Here is a 25,559-nt window from a genome sequence, read left to right as displayed (position 1 = left end):
AAAAGAGGGATAATATGCGAAAAGAGGACAAGATTCGTGAAATGGAAAAGCTTCTACAGGAATTAAAAGCACAGGATGAAACGGCTGCAACGATTGCAGAAAGCCCCTCTCGTAAAGGATTTGACTTTTGGAAGATGCCTGGTGTTTTATTTCGATTTGGCTCCAAAACCTTCCTACTAATTGGACTTCTCGTTATTTTATTGCTAGCAGCACTTCCCTTCGCTGCTTTTTGGGCTATTAAAGGAAGTACATTTACAGAAAGTAAAGGGTCATTCGTGGAGCAAGTACAAGCCTTAAATGAGCTGTCTACAGCACAGGCATACACGAAAGTAATTATTGAAAGACAAGATAATGCTGTATTTGGAAAAGAGATTGGCATTGATTTGCCTGGTACGAAAAGGCAGCTCCTGGTTGTTGTGCCAGGCTCCGTCAAAGCAGGTGTCGATTTTTCGCAGGTGACGGAATCGGATATAAAAGTAGATGAAGAGAATAGAACAGCCTTGTTAACATTGCCAAAATCTGAGTTTTTAGGCGGACCGGAGATTTTGTTTGATCAGGTGGAGGTATTTTCGTATGAAGGATTATTCCGTGAAAAAGCAGATATTGAGGAAGCATATGAACTTGCAGAGACTGCAAAACAGATGATGATTGAAGAAACAACGGGGCAGGGTATTTTAGAGTTAGCAGAAGAAAATGCTGCTAAATCGGTAAAAGAAATGTTCCAGTTAGTGGATTATGATGTAGAAGTCGAGTTTAAGGAGTGACATGGTCATGACTAGTTGGAAAGTGGTGTTAAAAGAGGAAATGGAGAAGCCTTATTTTAAACAGCTACAATTATTTTTAGATAAGGAATATGCTACTCAAACCATTTTCCCTGCACGAAACGAAATCGGTAGTGCCTTTCAAATGACAGCTTACGATGATGTCAAGGTAGTGATATTGGGACAAGATCCATACCATGGGGAGGGACAGGCACATGGTATGAGTTTTTCCGTAAAACCAGGTGTTCGTATACCGCCAAGTCTTAAGAATATGCTGAAGGAATTAGAGAGTGATTTAGGTTGTCCTTTACCAACTAATGGATATTTAGAAAAGTGGGCGAAGCAAGGAGTTTTGCTTTTAAATACGGTATTGACTGTTCGAGAGGGGGTAGCGAATTCCCATAAAGGAAAGGGATGGGAAATGTTTACGGACGCTGTAATTCAAAAGCTTTCTGAACGTCAAAACCCCGTTATTTTTGTTTTATGGGGCAAGCCAGCGCAGTCTAAAATAAATCTAATCGATACAGAAAAACATATGATTTTAAAAGCCCCACATCCTAGCCCTTTGAGTGCACATCGAGGATTTTTGGGAAGTAACCCATATTCCAAGATCAATGCTCAATTGGTGTCATGGGGTGACCAGCCAATCGATTTTTGTCTATAAATATGCTACGATAGTCAGTGGAAAGTGGGGGACGAAATTGGCTGTAAACTGTTTCAAATGTCGACATTTTTTTACGACATGGGATGCTCGAAATCCTCGTGGATGTAAAGAATATGGATTTAAAACTAAGGAACTCCCCTCCGTAGTAGTACAGCGTTCCTCCGGAATGGAATGCTTGAAATTTGAACCAAAGCAAGTGGAGGGACAGAGACGATGATTTCTAATGATCAACTTTTAATGCAAATAGATAAACAATTGCAACAAGCAAGAGTAACTGGCAATGAACAAACAAAGAGGGAAGCGCTCGCTGCAATCCGGGCATTATGTGATTTAGCACTAGAATCACCACCTTCGCCTTTCCCACAAGCTACCTCCGTTGTACAATCAGTACCAATCGCACCAACGATACAACAGCCAGTAGCTCTAAAGGAAGAAGATGCAAATGGAGAGTCATTATTTGATTTCTAAATAGAAAGATAGAAAGAAGGAATAATTGTGAAGTTATTTATTATTGCAGGAGCGATCAACGGATTTTTAGCAGTAGCATTGGGAGCTTTTGGTGCACATGCTTTAAAAGAAAAACTATCTGAAAAGTATTTAGCGATTTGGGAAACAGCAGTTCAATACCAAATGTTCCATGCCCTCGCATTGGTTGCGATTGGCATTTTAATGAGTAGCAAGCTATTAGGACCGGTTTCATCGTTGAATACGGCTGGCTATTTAATGATAGTAGGAATTGTTTTATTCGCAGGAAGCTTATATGTATTGAGTTTAACTGGTGTTGGCATTCTAGGAGCAATTACGCCAATCGGTGGCGTAGCGTTTTTAGCGGGCTGGATCATGCTCATCGTAGCAGCTGTGAAATACGCAAGCTAAACAAAAAGTCGAATCTATCTTAGGTTCGGCTTTTTATTTTGAGTGGATTGTTCCACCTAAACACTCCTGATTTACTTTTATCAAAAGGCTATGTTAAAGGTAAAGGTTTAAAATGACAATGGATTTTAGTTAACCATTGATACATCTATGTGTTGTATACTTATTTACTTAGCAACTCTATTGAAAAAGGCAAAATTATCGAAAGATGATGACGCAAAATCACAGGTCTAAAGCATTAAGCTAAGATGGCTGGGTTACCGAAAGGAGTAAAGATAGTAATTGAATAAAAAACGCTTTAAATACTCATTTGTTTTAATTTTTTTATTTACTGTTGTTCTTGTTTTTATTGATACGATTTTGACTGAGGAAGCAAGTGAACATTATCCATTTATATGGTCACTCTCTCTGATTCCAATAATCTTGATTGCAAATATGTATCCTAAATGGAAAGTAATTATAGGGTCTGGAATCTTTTATAGCTTTTTGAAGTACACAACTGAGTTTAGTCAGCAAATTAACCCTGATAATAGCGAAATTAACGCACTTATTTTAGGTTCGCTTATTAATTGGTCTATTATTCTAACTATTGGATACTTCATAAACAAATCTTATAAATTGTTACTAAAAGTAGAAGAGCTGACCATTACAGATCCATTAACTGGTATTTATAATCGAAGATATTTAGAACTTTTTATGGAAAAAAGTATTCCTATTTATAAAAGGACGAACAGTTCTTTAGTTTTTATGATGTTAGATATAGATCATTTCAAAAAAGTAAATGATAATTATGGTCATCAATGTGGGGATGAAGCTCTTAGACATACTTCAAGTATTATTAGCAATAACGTAAGAAACTCTGATGTTTTCGTACGTTTTGGTGGAGAAGAATTCGCGGTTATTCTGCCAAACACCGATGTTGCGGAGGGATTAATAATAGCAGAACGTATACGTGCGGATGTAGAGAAATCAGAGTTCATTTATAAAAATGAACGTATTAATTTTACAATCAGCATTGGAGTATCTTTTTATAATGGAGATTCTGAAGAGGAGTTAATCACAAAGTCAGATAATGCGTTATATAAAGCAAAAGAAGAAGGTAGGAATCAGATAGCAATTATTAAATAATTTATTGAAACTTTACTAAGAACTTTTATTTGAAATGGGCTATTTTTGACCCTAACTGGTGGTTAGCAAGATATAGAAAAATAAACCCTCACCTTTAACGTAGCTTAACAAAAAAAGCTTATTCGCAAAACGAATAAGCTTGAAGCATCACATGTAATAATTAATTTCCTCATCAAATGTTACATAGTCTAAATAAATCATAAGCATTAAGTATCGTTTACCATTTGGATCACTAATAATAACGTGATCGCGACCGGCCGCTTCTATATAGCCGGTAACTACAAAATTATTTCTTTCTCTGTTGTTCTCGAAAGTAAAATAGAATGTACCTAACTTACCTTTGTTTGCTCGTAATATATTTTCAATGTAAGATTCTTCCTGTCCTCTAGTAGCTGCTGGTATTTGAGGTGGGGTCATAGGGTGTTGCATTTGCTGTTGCTGCTGTTGTTGGGGGAAAACTCCTGGGTGCCAATAATATTGAACCATTCATGCATCCTTTCTCGATTAAATTTCTAGCTTACGGATATTCTTAAAGTCTAGGTAGGTATCACCTCCTACCCATACACTATGCATCCAGTTAGAAAATAATGAATCATGTCTGTATAAAGCGCGGTTATTCGATTTCATTCAACGAATACTTGCGGAGCTGATCGGATTACTCTCAGAGCCGCTGTGCTTACTCTCGCTTCTTTGTTTTTTACTAGCGCTCACTCTTTAATTACTCGCTCTTCGGGATATATTGGAAGTCAAAAAAGGACAAATAAAAAAGACTGCATTACTGCAGCCTATTCCTCTTAGATATTAAAAAATGTAGAGCGTTTTTCGCCGGCAAGAATTGTGCCTGTGAAGAATGAACCAAATTCTGCATAACGAGCGCTTACTTCATCAAAACGCATTTCGTATATTAACTTTTTAAATTGAAGTACGTCATCGGAGAATAATGTTACGCCCCATTCAAAATCGTCGAATCCTACTGAACCCGAGATAATTTGTTTTACCTTACCAGCATAGCTGCGGCCGATTAAACCATGGCTGCGCATTAAATCTTTGCGCTCTTGCATTGGAAGCATATACCAGTTGTCATCACCGTCACGGCGCTTGTCCATTGGATAGAAGCAAATGTATTGAGAGCGTTGAAGCTCAGGGTATAAACGCGCACGTACATGTGGATTTTGATATGGATCTTCGTTAGATTCACCAGCTAGGTAGTTAGACAATTCTACTACTGAAACATATGAATAAGCAGGAATCGTGAAGTCCGCTATTGTTAATTTATTAAACCTTGCTTCAAGTTCTTGAAGCTCATCCATTGTAGGACGTAATGTCATTAACATAAAATCTGCTTTTTGCCCGACGATTGTGTAAAAAGCATGTGCTCCCGTTTTAGCATCATCCGCTAGTTGCATTTCATCTAAAAATGCTACGAATTCATCTGTAGCTTGTTTGCGTAGTTCCGGATCTACTTGTTTCCATGATGCCCAGTCCATTTGGCGGAAATCATGTAACACGTACCAACCATCTAATGTAATTGCTGCTTCATTCATTATTTATGACACTCCTTTAAATTAAATAATCGCATATTAAGTGTATCATATACATTCTAACATTTCTTCTAATGGCACGGCTTTCACATGACAATCTGTGACAAACTCGTGTATGCTTGAAGGAACAAAAACGAGCGTAGGAGGAGAAGGAATGGCGGACTTTTTTCAAGAGATAAAAGAGAGACTTAAGGATGCTAATTTATCTATTATTTTGCCTGAGGGAAATGATGAAAGGATTATTTCTGCGGCTCTGAAACTGCAAGAAGAAGGGATCATTCGTCCGATCATTATTGGAAATGAAGAAGAAATTCCTTCCGCTTTAACTGTTATTAATCCAAAAAAATATGAAGAAATGGACGAACTTGTTGCTGCTTTCGTAGAACGGCGAAAAGGGAAAGCAACAGAAGCACAAGCAAGAGAAATTCTACAGGACGTCAATTATTTTGGGACGATGCTCGTATATATGCAGCAAGCAAGTGGCTTGGTAAGTGGAGCAGCGCATACGACTGCCGAAACTGTGCGCCCTGCATTGCAAATTATTAAAACGAAGCCAGGAATCTCTAAAACAAGTGGATCGTTCATCATGGTGAAAGAGGATATTCGATATGTATTCGCTGATTGCGCGATAACTATTGCACCAACGAGCGAGGATTTAGCAGAAATAGCAGTAGAAAGTGCTAAAACTGCTGCCGCTTTTGGGATAGAACCTAAAGTTGCGATGCTATCATTCTCTACAAAAGGCTCTGCCAAGTCAGAGGAAACAGAAAAAGTAGTGAAAGCTACTGAATTAGCTAAACAATTGGACACAAATCTTCTAATAGAGGGAGAGCTCCAATTCGATGCGAGCATTGTTCCGTCAATCGCTGCATCAAAAGCTCCAGCTGCAGTAGTGCAAGGGGATGCAACTGTATTTGTGTTCCCTTCCTTAGAGGCTGGGAATATTGGTTATAAAATTGCTCAGCGTCTTGGAGGATTTGAAGCAATTGGTCCTATTTTACAAGGATTGAATGCACCAGTAAACGATTTATCACGAGGTTGTTCTGCAGATGATGTATATAAGCTAGCTTATATTACTGCTGCACAAGCACTTATTTAAGGAGAAGTCACATGTCACAGATAGAAGATTTATTGCAACAAGAAAAGTGGCGGTTTTGGGATCAATCGCTTAGTGGTAAAAATAGATCTGCACTCGAATCATTCGCTTCGGACGATTTACTTTGTCATTTAGTGGGACAAGGGCAGTCACCAGCGACCGTACGCACATGGGTGCACGATCAAACGGTTGTGTTAGGTATACAAGATCACCGACTACCGTTTGTAGTGGACGCACAGGATTTTCTTCGCACACAGGGCTATTCCCCAATCGTACGCAATTCGGGGGGATTAGCTGTAGTTTTAGATGAAGGTGTATTGAATGTATCTATTATTTTGCCAGAAGCAAACCAAGCAATTGATATACCTACTGGCTATGAAGCAATGCTGGCATTTGTTCAGCTTTTATTTCCTGAGGCAGAAGATAAAATAGAAGCTTATGAAATTATAGGATCGTATTGTCCAGGTTCATATGATTTAAGTATAAACGGCAAAAAGTTTGCAGGAATTTCTCAGCGCAGACTGCGACAGGGAATTGCGGTTCAAGTGTATTTATGCATTGAAGGCAGTGGGAGTGAACGAGCAGAACTGATTCGTAGTTTTTACGAAATCGGGATTCAGGGAGAATCCACAAAGTTTACATATCCCGTTATTAAACCAGAAGTAATGGCATCTATGAATGAACTACTAGGTACATCGTTCAGAGTAGAGGATATCGTCATTCGTATCCAACAGCTGCTACAACAATTGTCCAATACGGTTATCAATCAATCTGTCACACCCGATGAAATGGACCTGTATTTATTTTACATGCAGCGAGTAGTCGATCGAAATAAAAAAATGCTAGAGAAGTAATATAGAAATCGGGTAGGGAAGAAAAAGTTTAGACTTACGGGAGAGATTCCGGTCTAAACGAGAGCAACGCTAACAAAACTTGGAATACTCCAACAGCACATACTGTTTCCAAACCAAAAAAGAACCACCAATCTACTAAACGATTGGTGGTTCTTTAGATACAAGATTTCCATTCTTCTCCATTTGAAAAACGGGTACTACTGGAACTTCTTCTTCATTTAATGTGACGAGACGTCTTGCGCGGTTCATGATTTGTACAAATTGCTCGTAATCCTGTTTGATAGCTGCATTTTCTTTTTCAAGCTTCGCAAGCTCGCTTTCTAATTTACGAATCTTTTCATTTGCAATAGTGGAAAGATGACGGTATCTAGAAATATCTGAATCACTATGTTGCAAACGTACTAGATATGCAATGATAATGTCAATTGATAGTGCAGATACTGGAATGGATTGTGCACGATCCTCATCGTCTTGTGATTTTGCTAGATAAATTCCGTTTCCTCTTCTTCTATAATCTTTTCCTAAAATACGAAGCTTTTCTTTTCTTTCTTTTTTCGCTTCCTTTAACTCATTTTCGTATTGATGGCGAACGACTGCATTCCAGCGAAATCCACATGCTGCTGCAGTTCGACTTAATGCATCACCAGCTTCCTCGAATGCGTTTAGTTGCGTGCTACCCTCGCGAACGTGACGTAATACCAGCTCGGCTAGCATTTCATCATTTTCAGTCATCCAGGCGTCTTGTCTAATCTTTACCATGTTTTTCCTCCTACCATGTTCATAGTTTCGTTGTTCTATTAACATAATGGTCAACTTATTGCTCTTTTATTCACGTAATATACACTTGATAGCAATATAAACTTTAAGATACAATGACCTGTAGACTATTACAGTTTCAATTATTTAAAAATATCAAAGGGGTTGTGAACGATGGCAAACCATTTTCGAGTTTGCGATGAGTGTCAGGCCGTCAATTTAAAAACATTAATTCCAAAACTCAAAGCGATTGATCCAGAGGCAGAGATTGAAGTGAAGGAATGTCAATCATACTGCGGTCCCGGACGTAAAAAAACATTCGCTTTTATCAATAACCGTCCCGTTGCAGCATTAACGGAAGACGAATTAATGGAAAAAGTACGTGCCAAGATAGCAGATTAATACGAACTTTTGCCGCCTTTCCATACGCGGCTTTTTTCTTTATAATGAATACTTAATGACAATAAACATTTCGGGGGTGGAAAAATGAGCTATGCGACCCAAAAGCTAGCAGAAGAAAAAGTGTTTAAGGATCCAGTTCATCGCTACATCCATGTACGCGATCAGGTTATATGGGATGTTATTGGCGCAAAAGAATTTCAACGTCTTCGCCGTATTAAACAGCTTGGAACTACGTATCTAGTTTTTCATGGTGCTGAACATAGCCGTTTCAATCACTCTTTAGGTGTGTATGAAATTGTACGAAGAATAGTAGATGATAGTTTTAGTGGACGTCCGGAATGGGATGATTCTGAAAGGCTAATAGTTCTATGTGCGGCTCTTCTCCATGATTTAGGGCACGGTCCTTTTTCTCATGCGTTTGAAAATGTGTTCGGGTTAGACCATGAATATTTCACCCAACAAATAATACTTGGTGATACCGAAGTCAATGAGATCTTAAAAAGAGTTGAGGACGATTTTCCACAGCGAGTAGCTGACGTTATCGGTAAAACGTACCCAAACAAGCAGGTAGTTAGTTTAATATCGAGTCAAATAGATGCTGATCGAATGGATTATTTACAAAGAGACGCGTATTTTACTGGAGTAAGTTATGGACACTTTGATATGGAACGAATATTGCGCGTGATGCGACCAAGAGAAGATCAGGTCGTCATCAAATCGAGCGGAATGCATGCAGTTGAAGACTATATAATGAGTAGATATCAAATGTATTGGCAAGTGTATTTTCATCCAGTTTCTCGCAGTGCGGAAGTAGTTTTGACGAAAATTTTGCATAGAGCAAAAGCATTGAGTGAGATGGGATATGACTTCGACCAGCAGCCGACTCATTTTAAAGGTTTCTTTGATAGTACATACACACTAGACGAGTACCTTGCATTAGATGAAGGGGTTTTATTGACTTATTTTCAGCTTTGGATGACTGAAAAAGATCCAATTTTATCTGACTTGAGTAACCGTTTTGTGAATCGAAAGTTATTTCAATATATTGAGTTTGATTTAGCTAAAGATTATATGAAAATGAAAGAGTTGGAGTTGCTATTCAAAAAAGCGAGTATAGACCCAGAGTATTACCTTGTTTTCGATTCCTCTTCAGATTTGCCTTATGACTTTTACCGTCCAGGGGAAGAAGGGGAACGCATACCAATTCACTTGTTGAAGCCGAACGGAGAAATCCGAGAGCTCTCTAGAGAATCCGAAATAGTAGAGGCGATTTCTGGAAAAAGAAGAACAGATCATAAATTATATTTCCCAGAGGATATTTTAACAAAGGATGGAAAGAAGAAAGCACTAAAAAAACAAATACTCGATTTATTGACTTAATGTAATTGAAAGTAAAGGAGGGGTCTAATTGATAGAAGAACATGCTAAAATTGTGCAATTTATCGGAGCAGCAAACGGCATTACCGGTAGAAAAAAACTGCAAAAAATGATTTACATCGCAAAAAAACTGCAATATCCATATAAGGAAAAGTACGAATTCCATTTTTATGGCCCTTATTCAGAAGAGCTTACCTTACGAATTGAAGAATTATGCAATATGGGATTTTTACAGGAAGAACGACAAGATAAAGGCTCCTATGTACAATATAAATACCAAATGACCGACGCAGGCGAGCATTTCATGCAAATGGCTCAAGTACCTGAAGCGACGCGTGATTTAGTAGCATGCATTAACCACATGAAAGATAAAAGTTCTCGTTTTCTAGAGTTAGTTTCAACATTATTGTATTTCGATCACCTCCCAAAAGAGGAGCAGATCGAAAAACTTCACGTCGTAAAAGGAAAACTTAACTTCTCAAAAGAAGAAATAGACGAGGCATTTACATTTGTCATGAATCTCATGAATGAACGGGCTATCCAATAGGATGGCTCTTTTTTATTAAAGCTAAGGGGAAAATTAGTAGTAAAATCTGAACAAAGTTGATATCCGCTCCAATCAATGAAGTCCACTTTAAATAAATGAATAATTGAATATAATTCCACATTAATATTCGTGTTTTATATTGAAATAAGAAATTATGAAATTGACTCAACTAACAATAATGCTACAGATTGATATTTATGATCTGCCTATTCCTAGTGTTTATCATAAACGCTTCTTTTTCTTAATGGATAAATTATTACTCTATTTATTGATTGTAGTGAAAGTCGGCGACTCCAGCGGGATAAGCGAGAAAGTCGAGACCCCACAGAGAGCGAAGCGAACGAGGAGGCTCGGCCTCGCCCGCGGAAAGCGTCCGACTGTAACGAAAATCAATGGTATTACTTATTAAAGGTTTTATTAAATAAATGAAATAAAAAATGAACCCCAACTGAAAAGGGTTCATCTCGGTTTGAATTATTTATCGCTGAACAACTTACCAGCAGTTCCATAATGATTCTTCGGCATTTCCTCAATAAATACAGTAACGTTCTCCACAGGTGCATTAACTGTTTCAGAAACTGCTGCGGTTACTTTCTCAACAAGCGCTCTTTTTTGTTCATCTGTTCGACCTTCAAGCATTTTAACGGTTACATATGGCATTTCGTTTCCTCCTTTAGTGAAATTTTCTGTATACTAGTATCATAACAGAACGGAGGGAACTGTCGAATGGCAAATGAAGAAAAACCAAAACAAAAGATTGGCTTTACGATTATAAAAAATGATCCGACCGATGGACATAAAGGATTCGGAATAGGTTCTCTTTCTTTAGAGAATGTATCTCCAGTCATTATTGATATAGAAGAAGGCATTGCACAAGTCGAAATCGGAGCGATGCATGCCAGAAGTGACACGGAGCGTGGTATTAAATTTACAACGAACCGAGAAGACTCAGCTGGAGGGAAACCATATTGGCTTGTGTGGGTCACGATAGATTACAATCCACAAGGACCGTATTTTGCTGGAGTTAGTGCCTGTGAGATGATTATCAACCGTGAAAAACGCCGCGGCTATAAAAATTTGGCTGATCATGTGAATCGAATGGACAAATCGATGAAACGACAAATTTTAGTCGATTTTATGGATGATCGTTCCAAAAATATTTTAAGTGAATTTTTGCAGTCTCATAACAAAGAAATGTGGGACAGAAGCGACGCAAAGCTACACCAAGACTTAACTGTTTAAGCTATCAACTCAAATAGTCTGTTTAGGTGGTTGAATTAAAAGTAAAAAGACAGTACAATTTAGTTAAAGCTTACTTCCAAGTAATGCTAGGACACTTAGTGGACTCGAGTAAGTAAATGGTTTGTGCAAATTGACACCCAATCCAATAAACGCATTCTTTTTACAGAAAGCCAAGCTAAGAAAAAGCATTCTCTTACCTAGAATTAGGTAGGAGAATGCTTTTTATATTTTTGCAAATAAACTTTGGCTTATGGATAACTTTCTACAAGTAAATCTCCATACAGACTCCAGCGCCTAGACCCTCGAGTCGCTTCAGACTAGTGAATAAAGGCAAAAAACGTCTTTATTGCTATTCTTCCAGCGCTTTTCAGGGCTAAAATAGGCACTTGCGCTTTCATTATTTTATTCAAATAAATTAAATGGGAAGATAGACCATGGAACAGAATCTTCCACTTTCGGCTCGAATGTTTGTTGCTTCAATTTAGGATCGGTACAAAGCTTCGTTGGAACATCTTTTTTCTTCAAATAAACAAGTCGTTGTTTTTCACAGGCAGAAGTAGCAATTCCGCCTGTTTCAATATCAACGATGACGCCCTGCACACCATCTGGAGCGATGAAAGGCTCGACTGGAAGTCCCTGATGGACAGCTTCCATAAATTCAATCCATACTTGCTTTGTTACTTGTCTTGCCTCGGCCTCGCTAACCTGTTTTCCTTGATCGTATCCATTCCATACACCTGCTGTTAACTGAGGAGAGAAGCCTATCAAAGATTGGTCAGTATTCGTAGTTCCCGATTTCGCTGCGTAAGGTCTCGTTTGTTTTGCCCGAATACTGATTCCTGTAGCAGGAGAGTAATCATTGAAAACCGGGTCGAACATGCCTGTGAGTAAATGGGATAATATAAACGAGTCTTGTTCAGTTAATACCTTTTTACCTTTTACATCACTTTCTTTAATATCATAAATGACGTTTCCTCTATTATCTGTAATTTTAGTAATAAATGTAGGTTCTTGCTGAATTCCTCCAGCAGATATAGTGTTGTAAACCTTAGTCATCTCTAAAAGAGAAATTTCCGTAGTACCGAGCGCTGTAGCGGGTGTATCCTTGACGTTCATATCCAAGTTAAATCTTTCTGCTAATTGTTGAAAAGGCTTATAGCCAATTTGTTCTAGTGTTTTAACCGCATATATATTATCAGAAATAGCAAGTGCCTGAGCCATGGAAATTGGATGATCAGCAAACTCTCCGTTCACATTTTTGGGTTCATATTCTCTGCGCCCATTATCATAGGTGAAAATAGTTCGTTCGCTTTTCATATACGTAAGTGGTGAGAATCCATTTTCTAAAGCTGCCGCAAATAATAGCGCTTTTATCGTAGAACCAGGCTGCCTTTTAGCCTGTGTAACTCTGTTGTAGGGACTTTCCGCAAAATTACGTCCACCGATCATCGCTGTCACATAACCGGTATCTGGCTCCATACTGACGAATGCTACTTGTAATTCTCCATCTGGCATCCACTTTTCAATCATCTCTTCTGCTACTTGTTGATGCTGCTTATTTAACGTTGTTTCAATCGTCCAGCCACCTTCTTCAATTCGACGCCCTTTTTCCAACGCAATTTCTGTAGCCTCTTTCCACACTTCCTCCAAAAAGTATGGAGCAGTTTTTCGCTTAATCAAGGAATCATCCGCTTTTAATACGTATTTTTCGTTTATAGCACGTTCCTTTTGGTCGCTAGTGATCAATTGTTGATTTTCCATCAATCGAAGGATGAGCTGCTGGCGATTTACTGCTTTTTCTTCATTTACCAAAGGTGAATAGTAAGTAGGACCTTTCGGAATACCGACTAATAGTGCAGATTCTGCTAGAGTTAAAGATTTGGCACTCTTTCCGAAATAGAATCTACTAGCAGCTTCGACTCCATACATACCATGGCCAAAGTACACCGTATTCAAGTATCCTTCTAGCAGCTCTTCCTTCTCGTAGAATAGCTCTAGACGATACGCATACAACGCTTCATTTATTTTTCGAGTCCAAGACTTTTCATGCGTTAAAAACAAGTTTCGAGCATATTGCTGCGTAATGGTACTTGCACCTTCCACTTTTTTACCCGCTTTAATATCCTTTAAAATAGCAGAAGCAATCCGAGAATAATCAAACCCGTGATGCTCATAAAACTCCTGATCCTCTACTGCTACAGTGGCTTGAGGTAGAAAAGGAGACATTTCCTCCAATGAAATCCAGTATCTACGTTGATCCTCAAAACGATCACCAATAACATTTCCTTGATTGTCTAAAAAAACGGAGGAAATTGGCACTTGAATCATAGGGGCACCTACAATTTGTGCGTATATTCGGAGCGTGAGGAGTGCGCTAAAAAGTGCACAGCTAGCGGCAATACTTATAAGTAATAGCCTTTTCCATCGTTTGCTTCGGATGACTTTTTTTCTATGTTGAATACGCCCCATGAAATCAACTCCGTTCTAAATGATGTTTTCATTAGTATGAGAACAATAGATTCAAATTAAACGGGTAAACAAAAAAGTATTGCACTTTTGTCAAAAAGCACTATACTTTCAATGTATTTATTTTTTTATAAATACCAAAAATTAATTATAGAAACGGAGATAGATAAATGGCTGGATTTTGGTTTACAGAGAAGCAAACCGAGAATTTTGGCATCACAATGAAGGTGAAACGCACTCTTCATACCGAGCAAACAGATTTTCAACTGCTAGAAATGGCAGAAACAGAAGAATGGGGAAATATGCTCTTTTTAGATGGCATGGTAATGACCTCGCAAAAAGATGAATTTGTATACCATGAAATGGTGGCACATGTTCCTTTATTCACACATCCAAATCCTGAAAATGTGTTAGTAGTTGGCGGTGGAGACGGTGGAGTAATTCGTGAAATTATGAAACATCCAAAAGTGAAGAAAGCAACACTTGTTGATATAGATGGAAAAGTTATTGAGTATTCAAAAGTATACTTACCAGAAATTGCTTGTGAATTAGAAAACCCACGCGTAGATGTTCAAGTGGGGGATGGGTTCATGCATATCGCAGAATCTGAAAATGAATATGACGTAATTATGGTAGATTCTACTGAACCAGTAGGACCTGCTGTAAATCTGTTTACAAAAGGCTTCTACGCTGGAATATCGAAAGCATTAAAAGAAGACGGTCTATTTGTCGCACAATCGGACAACCCTTGGTTTAAGGCAGACTTAATCCGCCAAGTGCAAAAAGATGTGAAGGAGATTTTCCCAATTACTAATATGTATTTGGCGAACATTCCAACATATCCGAGCGGGCTATGGTGCTTTACAATCGGATCTAAAAAGTATGATCCACTGCAAGTACCAGATGAGCAATTCTTTGATATCGAAACAAAATATTATACAAAAGAGCTTCACAAAGCGGCATTTGTACTACCGAAATTTGTGAAAGATCTTGCAGGAGAGTAAGTCTATGCGATTTAGTGAAGATTACTCAGGAAATGTATTTATTAAAAGTAAACAAAATTATGATGAAGCGCAGGCAGTTATTTACGGTATGCCGATGGACTGGACGGTAAGCTATCGTCCAGGCTCACGCTTTGGTCCTGGGCGTATCCGTGAAGCATCGATTGGTTTAGAGGAGTATAGCCCGTATCTAGATCGCGAGCTAGATGAAGTGAATTATTTTGATGCAGGAGATATTCCGCTACCATTCGGTAATGCAGAAAAAAGCTTAGAGCTGATTGCCGGTTTTATTCGTCAACTGCTAATAAACGGTAAAATCCCTGTCGGTATGGGTGGCGAACACCTAGTGTCTTGGCCTGTCATGAAAACAGTGGCAGACAACTATGACAATCTTGTCATTATTCATATGGATGCACATACAGATTTACGTGAGGAGTACGAAGGTGAACCGCTATCTCACTCCACACCAATCCGTAAAATTGCTGAATACATTGGTCCAAAAAACGTCTACTCATTCGGAATTCGTTCTGGCATGAAAGAAGAGTTCGACTGGGCAAAAGAAAACGGCATGCAAATCCATAAGTTTGAAGTGCTGGAGCCATTGAAAAAAGTGCTACCAACACTAGAAGGACGTCCCGTCTATGTAACAATCGACATCGACGTACTCGACCCTGCACATGCACCAGGAACTGGAACAGTAGACTGCGGAGGAATCACAAGCCGTGAGCTACTAGCATCCATCCACGCAATCGCCAACTCTGGCGTAAACGTAGTAGGCTTCGATCTAGTCGAAGTAGCACCAAACTATGACCCGTCGGAGCAAACAGTGAATACTGCTAGTAAATTGCTACGTGAAATGATCTTAGGCTGGGTAAAGTAGAAAACATAAAAACGTGATGTCCTTTGTTTAGGGCATCACGTTTTTATATTTAAACTAACTTGTTTTGATTGGTATGTACTACTTTATTTCTTCCTGAAGCTTTTGCCAGGTAAAGAGCTTCATCAGCAAGCTTATATAATTCATGTGTTGTTGCGGCATCTTGTGGAAATGTACTGATGCCTCCTGAAATGGTAATGGCTAATTTTTCTCCTGTGGAGATCGGGAAGGCATTTTTTTCTATTGCTTGTCTAATAAGTTCGGCAATTTCTAAGCTCTTATTCTCAGAAGTATTTGGTAGGAGGACGGAAAACTCTTCGCCTCCATTTCGAGAAACTATACCCCCAAAGGAATTACTTGCTTCTTTTATTCGGAGCGCTAATTCTTTCAATACTTCGTCGCCTACAGGGTGTCCATATGTATCATTAACTTTTTTGAAATAGTCAATATCTAATAAAAGAAGTGAAAATATTTCACCTTTCGATAAAAGATTATAAGTATATTCTTGAAATTTCCGATTATTATTCAAACCAGTGAGGTAGTCTGTTATGGACATCTCTTCAATATGCTTAATCTTTTCAAAGAGGCTGCTAAGTTGTTTTAAAATCACAAAAATAATGAAAAACGACAAGATGGAATATAATATAAAACTTATAATGGCCAACCACGTTTCAAATTTCCAGTTACCTAAGAAACCTAATACAATAGAAGTTTGTACGATTGAATATCCAAAAAAGTAGTGAACGTTTCGGAAAGTCATCGTTTTCTTCCAACTCCAAAATCCAATAACCACTCCCACTATAATAGTGCTACTTCCTGCAATAAGGGAAGTTGTAGAATATCCGTACATAAACAAACGGAACACTCCAATAATTGTTCCGCTTATTATAGTTGCAACTGGTCCTCCTAAGACACCAGACAATGCAATAACCGCCATTCTACCGTCCATAATTACGAAATCTGAAATGCTAACTGCTGTTAACATTAATAAACAGCCAGTAAATCCACTTAGTATTCCAAGAATATAAGGGGTGTATTTGGATGATGGAATATAAACTTTTAACCTATTTTGAAATGGTATATAAGTAAGAATTGCAAAAGTAAAAAGAATACAAAAATTTATTATAAAATCAATCAACATAATGGTCACCTTCTTAAAATATCTCGGTCCATTATAACCTTTTGCCAATAAATAGTAAATTACTAATTGAATGATTAGTTGTCACCTGCATTTAATTTAAGCTATAATATGAAGGTTATAGTAAAATGTAAATAAAATTTCTACAAAGGATGTTAGGCATGTCTACGTCATTACAAAAGACCGTGAATATACAGTTACTTTCCACGATTCGTCATCCGAATGTCCCCGCAGAAACCGTTAATTTTGAAACTTCAGGTACGCTAACGCTTAAAGGTACCCAGTATTATTTAGTTTACGAAGAACTGCAAGATGAAAAAGCCATTCGAACAACTGTAAAGCTAAGCGGTAAAAATGCATTAATATTACGAAGTGGTGGAGTTAAAATGCGTTTGCCTTTTGAACGTGGAGAACTTCAAACAGGAAGCTATGATACACCATATGGCACTTTAATGATTACAACAAATACAAAGCACCTACATTTTGAAAACGGTCATTTTCAAGTTGAATATGAGCTAATTATCAATGAGGAAGTTGCTGGTACATATACATTAGAACTAATTTATACGGAGGCGGATTAAATGAACGCAGTAGAGAAGCTACAACAATCCATTAAGGAAGCATTACAACAAGCAATATTGAAAGCAGAACTTGTCAGTGAAGAACAAATTCCTGCTATTCAACTGGAAACACCAAGAGACAAAGCAAATGGGGATTATGCAACAAATATTGCAATGCAACTGACAAAGCTTGCAAAAAAGAATCCTCGTCAAGTAGCGGAAGCAATCGTAGAAAACCTTAATCTGTCTGGAACAATGATGGAGAAAATTGATATTGCAGGTCCCGGATTTATGAATATTACGGTTCGTAAAGATTACTTACAGGATGTAGTAAAGGCTGCCTTAACAGAAAAAGAAAACTACGGTCGTTCCACTTCGGGAGATGGAGAAAAAATACAAGTAGAATTCGTTTCTGCGAATCCAACTGGCGACTTACACTTAGGGCATGCACGTGGGGCATCTGTTGGTGATTCCTTATGTAATGTGCTTGATTTTGCTGGATATGACGTTGCTCGCGAATATTATATTAATGACGCCGGAAACCAAATTCATAACTTAGCTATATCAATAGAAGCTCGTTACTTCCAAGCTTTAGGATTAGACAAAGAGATGCCAGAAGGTGGCTACCATGGGCAAGATATTATCGATATCGCAGGAGCCCTTGCTGAAGAACATGGCGACAAGTTCGTATCCATGTCGGATGAAGAGCGCTATAAAGCCTTCCGTGCACATGGGTTAAAAGTAGAGCTTGCAAAACTACAAAAAGACTTAGCAGATTTCCGTGTAGGCTTTGATAACTGGTTCTCAGAAACTTCTTTATATGAAAACGGTAAAATCGAAGTTGCTTTAGATAAATTACGTGCAAATGGTCATATTTTTGAAGAAGAAGGTGCGACATGGTTCCGCTCCACTACATTTGGAGACGACAAAGACCGCGTACTGATTAAAAGTGATGGCTCATTCACGTATTTATTGCCAGATATCGCATACCATGAAGACAAACTAGTTCGTGGATTCGATCAACTCATAAATATTTGGGGAGCAGACCATCACGGCTATATCCCGCGTATGAAAGCAGCAATTGAAGCGCTTGGATACGAGCGTGAAAAGTTAGAAGTATCTGTCATTCAAATGGTTCAATTATATAAAGACGGCGAAAAAATGAAAATGAGTAAACGTACAGGGAAAGCTGTAACAATGCGTGAGCTTGTAGAAGAAGTAGGACTAGACGCAGTACGTTATTTCTTCGGTATGCGTTCTGGGGATTCTCATATGGACTTCGATCTAGATTTAGCCGTTTCCCAGTCAAATGAAAACCCAGTGTTCTACGCGCAATATGCACACGCACGTATCTGTTCGATTTTGCGTTCTGCAGAAACTCAAGGCATGAAAGTATCGACGGATTCACTTGAATTATTACAAAGTGAAAAAGAATTAGATTTATTGAAAAAAATTGGTGACTTCCCACAAATCGTTGCAGATGCTGCAAAACTTCGTGCACCTCACCGTATTGCAACTTATATCCAAGAATTAGCTACGACATTCCATAGCTTCTATAATGCAGACAAAGTTTTAAATGAAGATAATCTTCCACAAACAGAAGCTCGTCTTGCACTAGTAACATCAGCACGCGAAACAATCGCAAATGCATTACGCCTGTTAGGTGTATCTGCTCCAGAACAAATGTAAATCCAACCCCTCGACGTTGCTCGAGGGGTTTTCTTTTGATAATTTGGAATAAATATCATAAACGAGAGTAAATCCCATCCAACCGAGAGTAAACATACCTCGTCCGCGAGTATTTGCATCCAGAGCGCAAGTAAACACGGAACGAAAGAGAGTAAACAGCAAACGAGAGCGAGTAAATGTAAAGTTGGCTCTTATACGAGAGCGAAAAGCTACTTTACGAGAGAGTGGAGTTGCTGAACGAGAGAGAAAACCACCTATACGAGAGCCACCATACAAAATCACGACAAAGGTCAGACCTCCCAATCCCGAAAACGAAGTCGACAGTCTGAAAAAATAAGGTATAATGAATGCAAAGCAATATGAATAATTTAATGCATAGAGGTGCTCTAGTTACGGATTACTAGAGTTAAAAGGGAAGCTGGTTAAAGTCCAGCACGGTCCCGCCACTGTAAATGATGTAACCCATCATGAGTCAGAAAACCTGCCTTTATGCTTTACGCCCTTTACCTACGAGGATAGGTTTGGTGTAGATCTGGCTCACTGTGACTTCGTGCAGATTTATACCTATCTATCTCTCATCTAAAGGATGGGGGATTTTTTTGTTGCTTCAATATAGGAGGAATGTAAAATGAAGAAATTGTGGCAATTATGGATGACCGTCGCACTTGCAGTACTGCTGCTAGTAGGATGCGGACAAGAAGAAGTAAAACCTGAGAAAAATAACGATACTACTCAACAAGTAGCATCAGTAGATGAAACTACTTTCCCAATAACAATGACCGATGCAGTCGGCAATGAAATTACATTGGAAGAAGCACCAAAAACAATTGTTTCTATGCAACCAAGTAATACGGAGATTTTGTTTGCACTTGGTTTAAATAATGAAATCGTCGGTGTAAATGATTACGATAATTATCCAGAAGAAGCACTGGAAAAAGAGAAAATTGGTGGAATGGAGTTCAATGTAGAGAAAATCATAGCAATGAATCCGGATATCGTTTTCGCACATGAATCTGCACTTGGTATGGGTGAAGCGGGATTACAGCAAATTCGTGATGCTGGTGTGAAAATATTCGTAGTTAAAAATGCAATGGACTTCGCTCAAACATACACAACAATCGAGGAGATTGGTCGTGCTACTGGCAAATTAACAGAAGCGCAAAAAATTGTAGAAGACATGAAAGCAAAAGTAGAAGAAGTGAAAGAAAAAGTGGCAAATGTTGAAACGAAGAAAACAGTATTCATAGAAAACTCGGACGTTCCAGAAATTTATACACCTGGTAAAGGAACGTTTATGCAAGAAATTTTAGATATGGTGAATGCTGAAAATATTGCAGCAGACCAAGAAGGCTGGTTTAAAATGGAGCCAGAGGAAATTGTTAATCGCAACCCAGACGTAATTATCGTGATGTATAGCTATGTGGAAGGCATCGTTGAAAAAGTGAAAGCTCGAGATGGTTTTGATACTATTACAGCTGTGAAAAACAATGAAGTGGTACAAGTAGATGAAAACCTAACAAGCCGCACAGGTCCACGTCTTGCAGAAGGATTGGAAGAAGTAGCGAAAGCAATCTACCCGGAGGCTTTTAGTGAGTAAAGCGTTGATCGGCTACATCCTGTCCATAGTTGCGCTTTTTGTTGCAATTTGGCTTGGTGTATCGGTCGGATCCGTCAAGGTACCGATCAGCACATTATGGGATACGGGAGCAGATGCAATTGCGACCAATATTGTTTGGAAAATTCGCATGCCGCGTGTGGTGCTTGCAGGGCTAGTTGGAGCATCACTAGCCATTGCAGGTGCTGCATTTCAAGGCTTATTAAAAAATCCGCTTGCCGATCCTTATACGTTAGGAGTGTCGTCCGGTGCCTCAGTAGGTGCCGTGGCTACGCTCTTTTTCGGTATTTCGGTGCCGTTTTTAGGGATATATACATTGCCTGTTTTCAGTATGATTGGGGCTCTAGTTACGATGCTACTAGTTATTACGTTTGCAAAGCTAGTCGATCGGGCGATGAAAATGGAAACCATTATTTTGACAGGTATTATATTTAGTTCTTTTTTAGGCTCCGTCATTTCGTTAATGATTGCTCTGACAGGAGAAGAACTCAGACAAATTATCGGTTGGCTACTCGGGAGTGTATCAATGCGAGGATGGAGTTTCGTCCAAATGGCTTTACCGTTTGTCCTTATTGGAACCTTTTTATTATGGTTAAACAGAAGAGAGTTAAATGCGATGCTATTTGGAGAGGAACGAGCGCAGCATTTAGGAGTCAATGTGAAAAAACGAAAAATGATGATCTTAATCGGGGGTTCTATGTTAACGGGAACTGCCGTTGCAGTATCAGGAACGATTGGGTTTGTTGGACTTGTCGTACCGCATATGACAAGGCTTTTATTCGGCTCGGATAATCGTCATGTATTACCACTAAGCTTTATAAATGGAGCGGCATTATTAATCGTTTGTGATTTAGTATCTCGCACAATTATTTCCCCAACGGAGTTGCCGATAGGAGTAATAACCGCATTTATAGGGGCACCTGTTTTTGCATTTATTTTCTTTAGACAACGAAAAAAAGGAGGCATTTAACCTATGTTACGAGTCGAAAATGTATCGGGTGGCTATGATCGCAAAATGATCATTAAAAACGTCTCCTTTGAAGTTGGGAAAGGAGAAATGCTTGGGATTCTTGGTCCCAATGGTAGCGGAAAATCCACGTTGCTGAAGGTTATAAGCGGAATATTACATATGGAGTCGGGGAATGTGATGATTGATGGGAAATCGCTGATATCTTATTCCTCGAAAGAGCTTGCGAAGAAAATGGCCGTTTTACCACAATTACATAGTCATACATTTTCACATTCTGTAAGAGATACGATTGCACTCGGTCGCTATCCACATCAAACTGGATTATTCTCGTCTTGGTCAGCTGAAGACGAAGAAGCGGTTGTCGAAGCGATGAAACTGACTGCAATGGAAAGATACGAGCATCAGATGCTGGATCTATTATCTGGTGGTGAGCAACAGCGCGTATTTGTTGCCCAAGCTCTTGCACAGCAAGCACCTATACTGCTACTAGATGAACCGACTAATCATCTAGACATTGCCCATCAAAAACAATTGCTCGATACGATTAAAACCCAGGCAATTGAAAAGGGAATTACGATTATTAGTATATTTCATGATATAAATCTTGCCTCCCTGTACTGTGATCGTTTGCTTTTGATGAATCAAGGAGAGGTAAAAGTATTAGGTGCACCGCAAGAAGTAGTGAAAAAAGATCAAATTGAAACGGTGTACAAAGCCCGCATTAGCACTAATCCACATCCGGAACGACCAAAGCCCCAAATTACCATTCTTCCGGATGTTAATGAACAGCGAAGCGATAGAACAATAACAGCAGATAATTTTCAAGTTACCGCTGATTTAGTTGTTTTTCAAGCGGAAACTCAACTCAAAACATGGTCGTCAGCAGTAATTAATGCCGGAAGTGGATGGTACAAAAACTTCGTCAATAGAAGAGTAGACGCCAGCTACGCTTGTGATAATGTACAAGAAGAAATGCTTGAATACTTGGCGAAAAACGGATTTTCTGAAGCAGATACAGTTGGAATGATGACTGCGGTAAAAACAACCGATGCTGTCATTAAAGAATATGACACACCTTTTGGAAGCATCGTCATTATGGTTACCGCAGGAGTAGGGAATGCGGTGGACGTCTCTAGAGCACATGAAGTAGAGATGCTTCCAGCAATCGGAACCATCAATACATGGATAATTGTCAACGGTGAACTGACCGACGAGGCTTTTATTCAAGCAGTTATTACAGCGACCGAATCCAAAACGAAAGCACTCGCTTTTGAACAGGTTAAGGATCCTCGTACGGGGACGATTGCAACTGGAACCTCAACCGATAGTGTACTAATAGCGGCCACACAAAAAGGTCGACAAATCCCATATGCTGGTCCAATTACGGAAATAGGAAAAAAAATCGGACTCGGTGTATATGAATGTACAGTGGAAGCTATTCAAATATACAAAAAAGCAAAGGGTTGGAAATAATATGGGTCCACATATAATTGCTATAGCGTTGGGCTTAATATTGGACCGAATAATTGGCGATCCACCGAATTGGCCGCATCCGGTTAAATTTATCGGAACGCTCATTTCGAAGCTAACAAGCTGGTTGAATAAAGGAAAAGCTCGCAAGGCGAAAGGATTACTGCTTGTTTTAATCGTAGTTGGTGTAACTTTCTCCTTAACAATTGCAATTTTATTAGGTGCTTATTCGGTTCATCTATGGGTAGGAATTGCAGTGGAAAGTATACTGATTGCCTCTGGGCTTGCTCAAAAAAGTTTAAAAGTGGCAGCAATGGATGTATATAAACCGTTGATTGCAAAAGATTTACTTGAAGCTAGACAAAAACTTTCTTGGATTGTCGGTCGTGATACAGACAAATTAAATGAACAAGAAATTACTCGTGGAGTTGTGGAAACAGTATCTGAAAATATTAGTGATGGAATAACTGCTCCGCTTTTTTATGCATTTGTGTTCGCCGGAGCACCAGGACTGTGGCTATATAAAGCGATAAATACGCTCGATTCTATGATCGGTTATAAAAATGAAAAATACGAGGACTTCGGATATGCAGCTGCAAAGCTAGACGACATTGCGAACTATATTCCAAGCCGACTGACAGGCTATCTCATTATGCTATGGGGCAAGAAAGAGAGCAACTTGCCTTTTAGCAAACGGATGAAAGGCTGGTGGCAAGATGCGAAAAAACACCCAAGTCCCAATAGTGGTTATTTGGAAGCGGCCACCGCTTATCAGCTAGGCATTCAACTTGGCGGTATTAATACATATAAAGGGATTGTTTCTAATCGTGCACTTATGGGAATTGGAGAGGTTCCATTATCGCCAACCCATATATTAAGTACCATTTCTCATTTGAATACGGCTGTAGTTCTATTTTGGCTGTGGATGATGGTCATTGGAGGGATTTTGTTTGGCATTACCTAATCACGGAGCTAATGCTCATCACGTTTATGAACGGCTAAGAATAGAAATCCCGGAAACGGTAATTGACTATAGTGAAAATGTAAATCCATTAGGACCTCCAAAGTTTGTGTATGAACGGTGGGAATCGTATGCACCCCTAATTACGAAATATCCAGATCCACTTGGAGAGCCTTTTTTATCCGCCGTAGCCAACTATCACGATGTGTCATGTGAAAATATAATCATTGGAAATGGGGCAGCGGAAATATTCGCAAGCCTTGCCAAACGATATGAAAATAAACGTGCTGTATTGATTCATCCAACTTTTTCAGAGTATGAGGCAACATTAGCTCCTTACAAAGTGTTCATAAAAGAGATAATTGCGACTGGCAAGCTCCCTTTGGACGAAGTGCTCGATGAAGTTGAGTTTGCAGAAGTGATTTATATTTGTAGACCAAATAATCCAACTGGATATTTAATTCCATTAGAAGAAATTATTCAAATAGCAAAATACGCTAGAAGATATAAATGTGAGGTCATTTTAGACGAAGCATTTCTAGATTTTATAGATGAAAAAGAATCATTTATTCCGTATTTGAAGGACTTTCCAAACGTTATTGTCGTACGATCGATGACGAAAATGTATGCAATTCCTGGCATTCGACTTGGGTACGCGCTGGCGAGTGGAACAATCGTAAACGACGTACGTTCAAGAATGCCACATTGGAATAGTAATGCCATCGCGACAACAATTGGAGCGGAGTGTTTGCTGGAGGAAGATTACCGAATGAAAGCAATTACTTTTGCAAAAGAAATGCGCGAACAAATGACGTTGTTCTTAGAGAAATGGAACTGCATTGTGTTACCATCTTCGACTAATTTTATTTGTTTTCAATTACCGGATCCTGCTCGTTCAAAGGAATTTTTTGAGTATTTATTGCTTAAAGGGTGCGTACTCCGGCATACCGAGAATTTCAAAGGACTAGACGGAAAATGGTTTCGGATAGGCATGAAAGAAAGTTCACAAATGGGGTATTTGCAAAAGGAGATGACTATGTGGTTCGAGGAAAACTTGTCTTCATAACTGGCGGTGTGCGCAGTGGTAAAAGCAACTTTGCAGAACATTATTTAATGAATGAGCAGGCAAAACGAAATGTGTATATCGCTTCTGGGGTTGCAGTTGATAGCGAAATGAAAGCGCGCATACAAAGGCACCAAGACGACCGTGAAAACTACCCAGTAGATTGGATTACAATCGAGCAACCACGCCATTTTGAACAAGTCGTATCTAAAATTCAGCAAGGCGATGGGATCCTGTGGGACTGTGTCACTACGTGGCTAGCTAACGAACTGTATGAAGGTCAAATGGAAGAAGTAGAAAAGCAGCTATATGTGACAATCAATCAGCTATTAGAAAAAGCTCAAGTAGTCGTCATTGTTTCAAATGAAGTGCTCGATGAAGCTTTATCAAGTTATGAATTTACAGCTCTCTATCAAGCTTGGATCGGCCGGATCCATCAACAGCTTGTAGCAAATGCAGATCATGCCTTTGAAATGGAATATGGCATCGGTCATCAGTGGAAGTGAGG

28 protein-coding genes and 2 riboswitches are annotated in these 25,559 nt (G+C 38.9%); of the genes, 22 read left to right on the top strand and 6 right to left on the bottom strand.

The window, feature by feature from the left end; translation table 11 throughout:
• Positions 1-14: 14 nt before the first annotated feature.
• The 6 genes from BLR36_RS08770 to BLR36_RS08745 all read left to right on the top strand — a co-directional run bounded on the left by BLR36_RS08770 (position 15) and on the right by BLR36_RS08745 (position 3,426).
• Positions 15-764: a DUF4230 domain-containing protein gene (locus BLR36_RS08770; protein ID WP_093061375.1), complete on the top strand. Its 750-nt coding sequence runs from the start codon at positions 15-17 to the stop codon at positions 762-764.
• A 1-nt stretch (position 765) separates the two neighbouring features.
• The gene (locus BLR36_RS08765; RefSeq protein WP_093061374.1) at positions 766-1,425 is read left to right on the top strand and encodes a uracil-DNA glycosylase; all 660 of its coding nucleotides are present in this window, start codon (positions 766-768) and stop codon (positions 1,423-1,425) included.
• Between the two features lie 37 nt (positions 1,426-1,462).
• Complete coding sequence (locus BLR36_RS19025; protein WP_093061373.1) at positions 1,463-1,642, top strand: uracil-DNA glycosylase; 180 nt, start codon at positions 1,463-1,465, stop codon at positions 1,640-1,642.
• Positions 1,639-1,893 carry a YwdI family protein gene (locus BLR36_RS08755; protein ID WP_093061372.1) on the top strand — a complete coding sequence of 85 codons (255 nt, stop codon included), beginning with the start codon at positions 1,639-1,641 and terminating at the stop codon, positions 1,891-1,893. The genes BLR36_RS19025 and BLR36_RS08755 overlap by 4 nt, the downstream gene beginning before the upstream one ends.
• Positions 1,894-1,920: 27 nt before the next feature.
• Positions 1,921-2,301, top strand: coding sequence for a DUF423 domain-containing protein (locus BLR36_RS08750; protein WP_093061371.1), 381 nt, complete (start codon positions 1,921-1,923; stop codon positions 2,299-2,301).
• 178 nt (positions 2,302-2,479) lie between these two features.
• A riboswitch (cyclic di-GMP riboswitch) is annotated at positions 2,480-2,563 on the top strand.
• 17 nt (positions 2,564-2,580) lie between these two features.
• Complete coding sequence (locus BLR36_RS08745) at positions 2,581-3,426, top strand: GGDEF domain-containing protein (protein WP_093061370.1); 846 nt, start codon at positions 2,581-2,583, stop codon at positions 3,424-3,426.
• Positions 3,427-3,573: 147 nt separating this feature from the next.
• Here BLR36_RS08745 and gerQ read toward each other — a convergent pair whose 3' ends face one another.
• Together gerQ and hemQ are read right to left on the bottom strand one after the other, a co-directional pair.
• The gene (gene gerQ, locus BLR36_RS08740; protein WP_093061369.1) at positions 3,574-3,912 is read right to left on the bottom strand and encodes a spore coat protein GerQ; all 339 of its coding nucleotides are present in this window, start codon (positions 3,910-3,912) and stop codon (positions 3,574-3,576) included.
• A 308-nt stretch (positions 3,913-4,220) separates the two neighbouring features.
• Positions 4,221-4,970, bottom strand: coding sequence for a hydrogen peroxide-dependent heme synthase (gene hemQ / locus BLR36_RS08735; RefSeq protein ID WP_093061368.1), 750 nt, complete (start codon positions 4,968-4,970; stop codon positions 4,221-4,223).
• Between the two features lie 151 nt (positions 4,971-5,121).
• Between hemQ and pta the strand changes: the two genes are divergently transcribed.
• Positions 5,122-6,066, top strand: a complete 945-nt coding sequence (gene pta / locus BLR36_RS08730) for a phosphate acetyltransferase (protein WP_093061367.1) — start codon at positions 5,122-5,124, stop codon at positions 6,064-6,066.
• Positions 6,067-6,077: 11 nt separating this feature from the next.
• The gene (locus tag BLR36_RS08725) at positions 6,078-6,917 is read left to right on the top strand and encodes an octanoyl-[GcvH]:protein N-octanoyltransferase (protein WP_093061366.1); all 840 of its coding nucleotides are present in this window, start codon (positions 6,078-6,080) and stop codon (positions 6,915-6,917) included.
• A 135-nt stretch (positions 6,918-7,052) separates the two neighbouring features.
• On the opposite strand, the gene BLR36_RS08720 is transcribed toward BLR36_RS08725, so the two are convergent.
• Positions 7,053-7,676, bottom strand: a complete 624-nt coding sequence (locus tag BLR36_RS08720) for an RsfA family transcriptional regulator (protein WP_093061365.1) — start codon at positions 7,674-7,676, stop codon at positions 7,053-7,055.
• 171 nt (positions 7,677-7,847) lie between these two features.
• Between BLR36_RS08720 and BLR36_RS08715 the strand changes: the two genes are divergently transcribed.
• From BLR36_RS08715 to BLR36_RS08705, 3 genes are all read left to right on the top strand, one after another.
• A complete protein-coding gene (locus tag BLR36_RS08715; protein ID WP_093061364.1) occupies positions 7,848-8,075 on the top strand; it encodes a YuzB family protein in 228 nt (75 codons plus the stop codon).
• Positions 8,076-8,159: 84 nt separating this feature from the next.
• Entirely contained in the window at positions 8,160-9,455 is a 1,296-nt protein-coding gene (locus BLR36_RS08710; protein WP_093061363.1) for an HD domain-containing protein, read from the top strand.
• 28 nt (positions 9,456-9,483) lie between these two features.
• Positions 9,484-9,999: a YwgA family protein gene (locus tag BLR36_RS08705; protein WP_093061362.1), complete on the top strand. Its 516-nt coding sequence runs from the start codon at positions 9,484-9,486 to the stop codon at positions 9,997-9,999.
• 474 nt (positions 10,000-10,473) lie between these two features.
• Here BLR36_RS08705 and BLR36_RS08700 read toward each other — a convergent pair whose 3' ends face one another.
• A complete protein-coding gene (locus BLR36_RS08700; RefSeq protein ID WP_093061361.1) occupies positions 10,474-10,659 on the bottom strand; it encodes a 2-hydroxymuconate tautomerase in 186 nt (61 codons plus the stop codon).
• Between the two features lie 66 nt (positions 10,660-10,725).
• Between BLR36_RS08700 and BLR36_RS08695 the strand changes: the two genes are divergently transcribed.
• Positions 10,726-11,241: a YwhD family protein gene (locus BLR36_RS08695; protein ID WP_093061360.1), complete on the top strand. Its 516-nt coding sequence runs from the start codon at positions 10,726-10,728 to the stop codon at positions 11,239-11,241.
• Positions 11,242-11,643: 402 nt separating this feature from the next.
• Here BLR36_RS08695 and BLR36_RS08690 read toward each other — a convergent pair whose 3' ends face one another.
• A complete protein-coding gene (locus BLR36_RS08690; RefSeq protein WP_093061359.1) occupies positions 11,644-13,710 on the bottom strand; it encodes a transglycosylase domain-containing protein in 2,067 nt (688 codons plus the stop codon).
• 167 nt (positions 13,711-13,877) lie between these two features.
• On the opposite strand from BLR36_RS08690, the gene speE reads away from it, so the two are divergent.
• Both speE and speB read left to right on the top strand, forming a co-directional pair.
• The gene (speE, locus tag BLR36_RS08685) at positions 13,878-14,711 is read left to right on the top strand and encodes a spermidine synthase (RefSeq protein ID WP_093061358.1); all 834 of its coding nucleotides are present in this window, start codon (positions 13,878-13,880) and stop codon (positions 14,709-14,711) included.
• Between the two features lie 4 nt (positions 14,712-14,715).
• The gene (gene speB, locus BLR36_RS08680) at positions 14,716-15,588 is read left to right on the top strand and encodes an agmatinase (RefSeq protein ID WP_093061357.1); all 873 of its coding nucleotides are present in this window, start codon (positions 14,716-14,718) and stop codon (positions 15,586-15,588) included.
• A gap of 49 nt (positions 15,589-15,637) precedes the next feature.
• Here speB and BLR36_RS08675 read toward each other — a convergent pair whose 3' ends face one another.
• Positions 15,638-16,726, bottom strand: a complete 1,089-nt coding sequence (locus BLR36_RS08675) for a diguanylate cyclase (RefSeq protein WP_093061356.1) — start codon at positions 16,724-16,726, stop codon at positions 15,638-15,640.
• A gap of 158 nt (positions 16,727-16,884) precedes the next feature.
• On the opposite strand from BLR36_RS08675, the gene BLR36_RS08670 reads away from it, so the two are divergent.
• The 8 genes from BLR36_RS08670 to BLR36_RS08635 all read left to right on the top strand — a co-directional run bounded on the left by BLR36_RS08670 (position 16,885) and on the right by BLR36_RS08635 (position 25,557).
• Positions 16,885-17,304, top strand: coding sequence for a YwiB family protein (locus BLR36_RS08670; protein ID WP_175454024.1), 420 nt, complete (start codon positions 16,885-16,887; stop codon positions 17,302-17,304).
• On the top strand, positions 17,305-18,972 hold the full coding sequence (gene argS, locus BLR36_RS08665; protein WP_093061354.1) for an arginine--tRNA ligase: 1,668 nt from the start codon (positions 17,305-17,307) through the stop codon (positions 18,970-18,972).
• A gap of 362 nt (positions 18,973-19,334) precedes the next feature.
• A riboswitch (cobalamin riboswitch) is annotated at positions 19,335-19,476 on the top strand.
• Between the two features lie 124 nt (positions 19,477-19,600).
• Positions 19,601-20,569 (top strand): ABC transporter substrate-binding protein, encoded by a 969-nt coding sequence (locus tag BLR36_RS08660; protein ID WP_093061353.1) that lies wholly within the window; start codon positions 19,601-19,603, stop codon positions 20,567-20,569.
• Positions 20,570-20,573: 4 nt separating this feature from the next.
• Positions 20,574-21,557, top strand: coding sequence for a FecCD family ABC transporter permease (locus BLR36_RS08655; RefSeq protein ID WP_371326711.1), 984 nt, complete (start codon positions 20,574-20,576; stop codon positions 21,555-21,557).
• Between the two features lie 3 nt (positions 21,558-21,560).
• Positions 21,561-23,030 carry an adenosylcobinamide amidohydrolase gene (locus tag BLR36_RS08650; RefSeq protein WP_093061351.1) on the top strand — a complete coding sequence of 490 codons (1,470 nt, stop codon included), beginning with the start codon at positions 21,561-21,563 and terminating at the stop codon, positions 23,028-23,030.
• Position 23,031: 1 nt separating this feature from the next.
• Positions 23,032-23,991 carry an adenosylcobinamide-phosphate synthase CbiB gene (gene cbiB / locus BLR36_RS08645; protein ID WP_093061350.1) on the top strand — a complete coding sequence of 320 codons (960 nt, stop codon included), beginning with the start codon at positions 23,032-23,034 and terminating at the stop codon, positions 23,989-23,991.
• Positions 23,978-25,054, top strand: coding sequence for a pyridoxal phosphate-dependent aminotransferase (locus BLR36_RS08640; RefSeq protein WP_093061349.1), 1,077 nt, complete (start codon positions 23,978-23,980; stop codon positions 25,052-25,054). The genes cbiB and BLR36_RS08640 overlap by 14 nt, the downstream gene beginning before the upstream one ends.
• Complete coding sequence (locus BLR36_RS08635; protein WP_093061348.1) at positions 25,027-25,557, top strand: bifunctional adenosylcobinamide kinase/adenosylcobinamide-phosphate guanylyltransferase; 531 nt, start codon at positions 25,027-25,029, stop codon at positions 25,555-25,557. The genes BLR36_RS08640 and BLR36_RS08635 overlap by 28 nt, the downstream gene beginning before the upstream one ends.
• The last annotated feature ends 2 nt before the right edge of the window (positions 25,558-25,559 follow it).

Source organism: Psychrobacillus sp. OK028, assembly GCF_900103605.1.
In the GTDB taxonomy this organism is placed as follows: Bacteria; Bacillota; Bacilli; order Bacillales_A; family Planococcaceae; genus Psychrobacillus.
The sequence above is the reverse complement of the archived record's forward strand: the minus strand, read 5'-3'. Positions and strand labels throughout refer to the sequence as shown.

Coding starts and splice junctions, on each gene's coding strand:
- BLR36_RS08675 (WP_093061356.1), bottom strand. CDS start 16,726: ATGTTGATTGATTTTATAATAAATTTTTGTATTCTTTTTACTTTTGCA.
- cbiB (WP_093061350.1), top strand. CDS start 23,032: ATGGGTCCACATATAATTGCTATAGCGTTGGGCTTAATATTGGACCGA.
- gerQ (WP_093061369.1), bottom strand. CDS start 3,912: ATGGTTCAATATTATTGGCACCCAGGAGTTTTCCCCCAACAACAGCAG.
- BLR36_RS08725 (WP_093061366.1), top strand. CDS start 6,078: ATGTCACAGATAGAAGATTTATTGCAACAAGAAAAGTGGCGGTTTTGG.
- BLR36_RS08650 (WP_093061351.1), top strand. CDS start 21,561: ATGTTACGAGTCGAAAATGTATCGGGTGGCTATGATCGCAAAATGATC.
- BLR36_RS08690 (WP_093061359.1), bottom strand. CDS start 13,710: ATGGGGCGTATTCAACATAGAAAAAAAGTCATCCGAAGCAAACGATGG.
- pta (WP_093061367.1), top strand. CDS start 5,122: ATGGCGGACTTTTTTCAAGAGATAAAAGAGAGACTTAAGGATGCTAAT.
- BLR36_RS08770 (WP_093061375.1), top strand. CDS start 15: ATGCGAAAAGAGGACAAGATTCGTGAAATGGAAAAGCTTCTACAGGAA.
- BLR36_RS08710 (WP_093061363.1), top strand. CDS start 8,160: ATGAGCTATGCGACCCAAAAGCTAGCAGAAGAAAAAGTGTTTAAGGAT.
- BLR36_RS08660 (WP_093061353.1), top strand. CDS start 19,601: ATGAAGAAATTGTGGCAATTATGGATGACCGTCGCACTTGCAGTACTG.
- BLR36_RS08720 (WP_093061365.1), bottom strand. CDS start 7,676: ATGGTAAAGATTAGACAAGACGCCTGGATGACTGAAAATGATGAAATG.
- BLR36_RS08755 (WP_093061372.1), top strand. CDS start 1,639: ATGATTTCTAATGATCAACTTTTAATGCAAATAGATAAACAATTGCAA.
- BLR36_RS08695 (WP_093061360.1), top strand. CDS start 10,726: ATGGCAAATGAAGAAAAACCAAAACAAAAGATTGGCTTTACGATTATA.
- BLR36_RS08670 (WP_175454024.1), top strand. CDS start 16,885: ATGTCTACGTCATTACAAAAGACCGTGAATATACAGTTACTTTCCACG.
- argS (WP_093061354.1), top strand. CDS start 17,305: ATGAACGCAGTAGAGAAGCTACAACAATCCATTAAGGAAGCATTACAA.
- BLR36_RS08715 (WP_093061364.1), top strand. CDS start 7,848: ATGGCAAACCATTTTCGAGTTTGCGATGAGTGTCAGGCCGTCAATTTA.
- hemQ (WP_093061368.1), bottom strand. CDS start 4,970: ATGAATGAAGCAGCAATTACATTAGATGGTTGGTACGTGTTACATGAT.
- speB (WP_093061357.1), top strand. CDS start 14,716: ATGCGATTTAGTGAAGATTACTCAGGAAATGTATTTATTAAAAGTAAA.
- BLR36_RS08765 (WP_093061374.1), top strand. CDS start 766: ATGGTCATGACTAGTTGGAAAGTGGTGTTAAAAGAGGAAATGGAGAAG.
- speE (WP_093061358.1), top strand. CDS start 13,878: ATGGCTGGATTTTGGTTTACAGAGAAGCAAACCGAGAATTTTGGCATC.
- BLR36_RS08700 (WP_093061361.1), bottom strand. CDS start 10,659: ATGCCATATGTAACCGTTAAAATGCTTGAAGGTCGAACAGATGAACAA.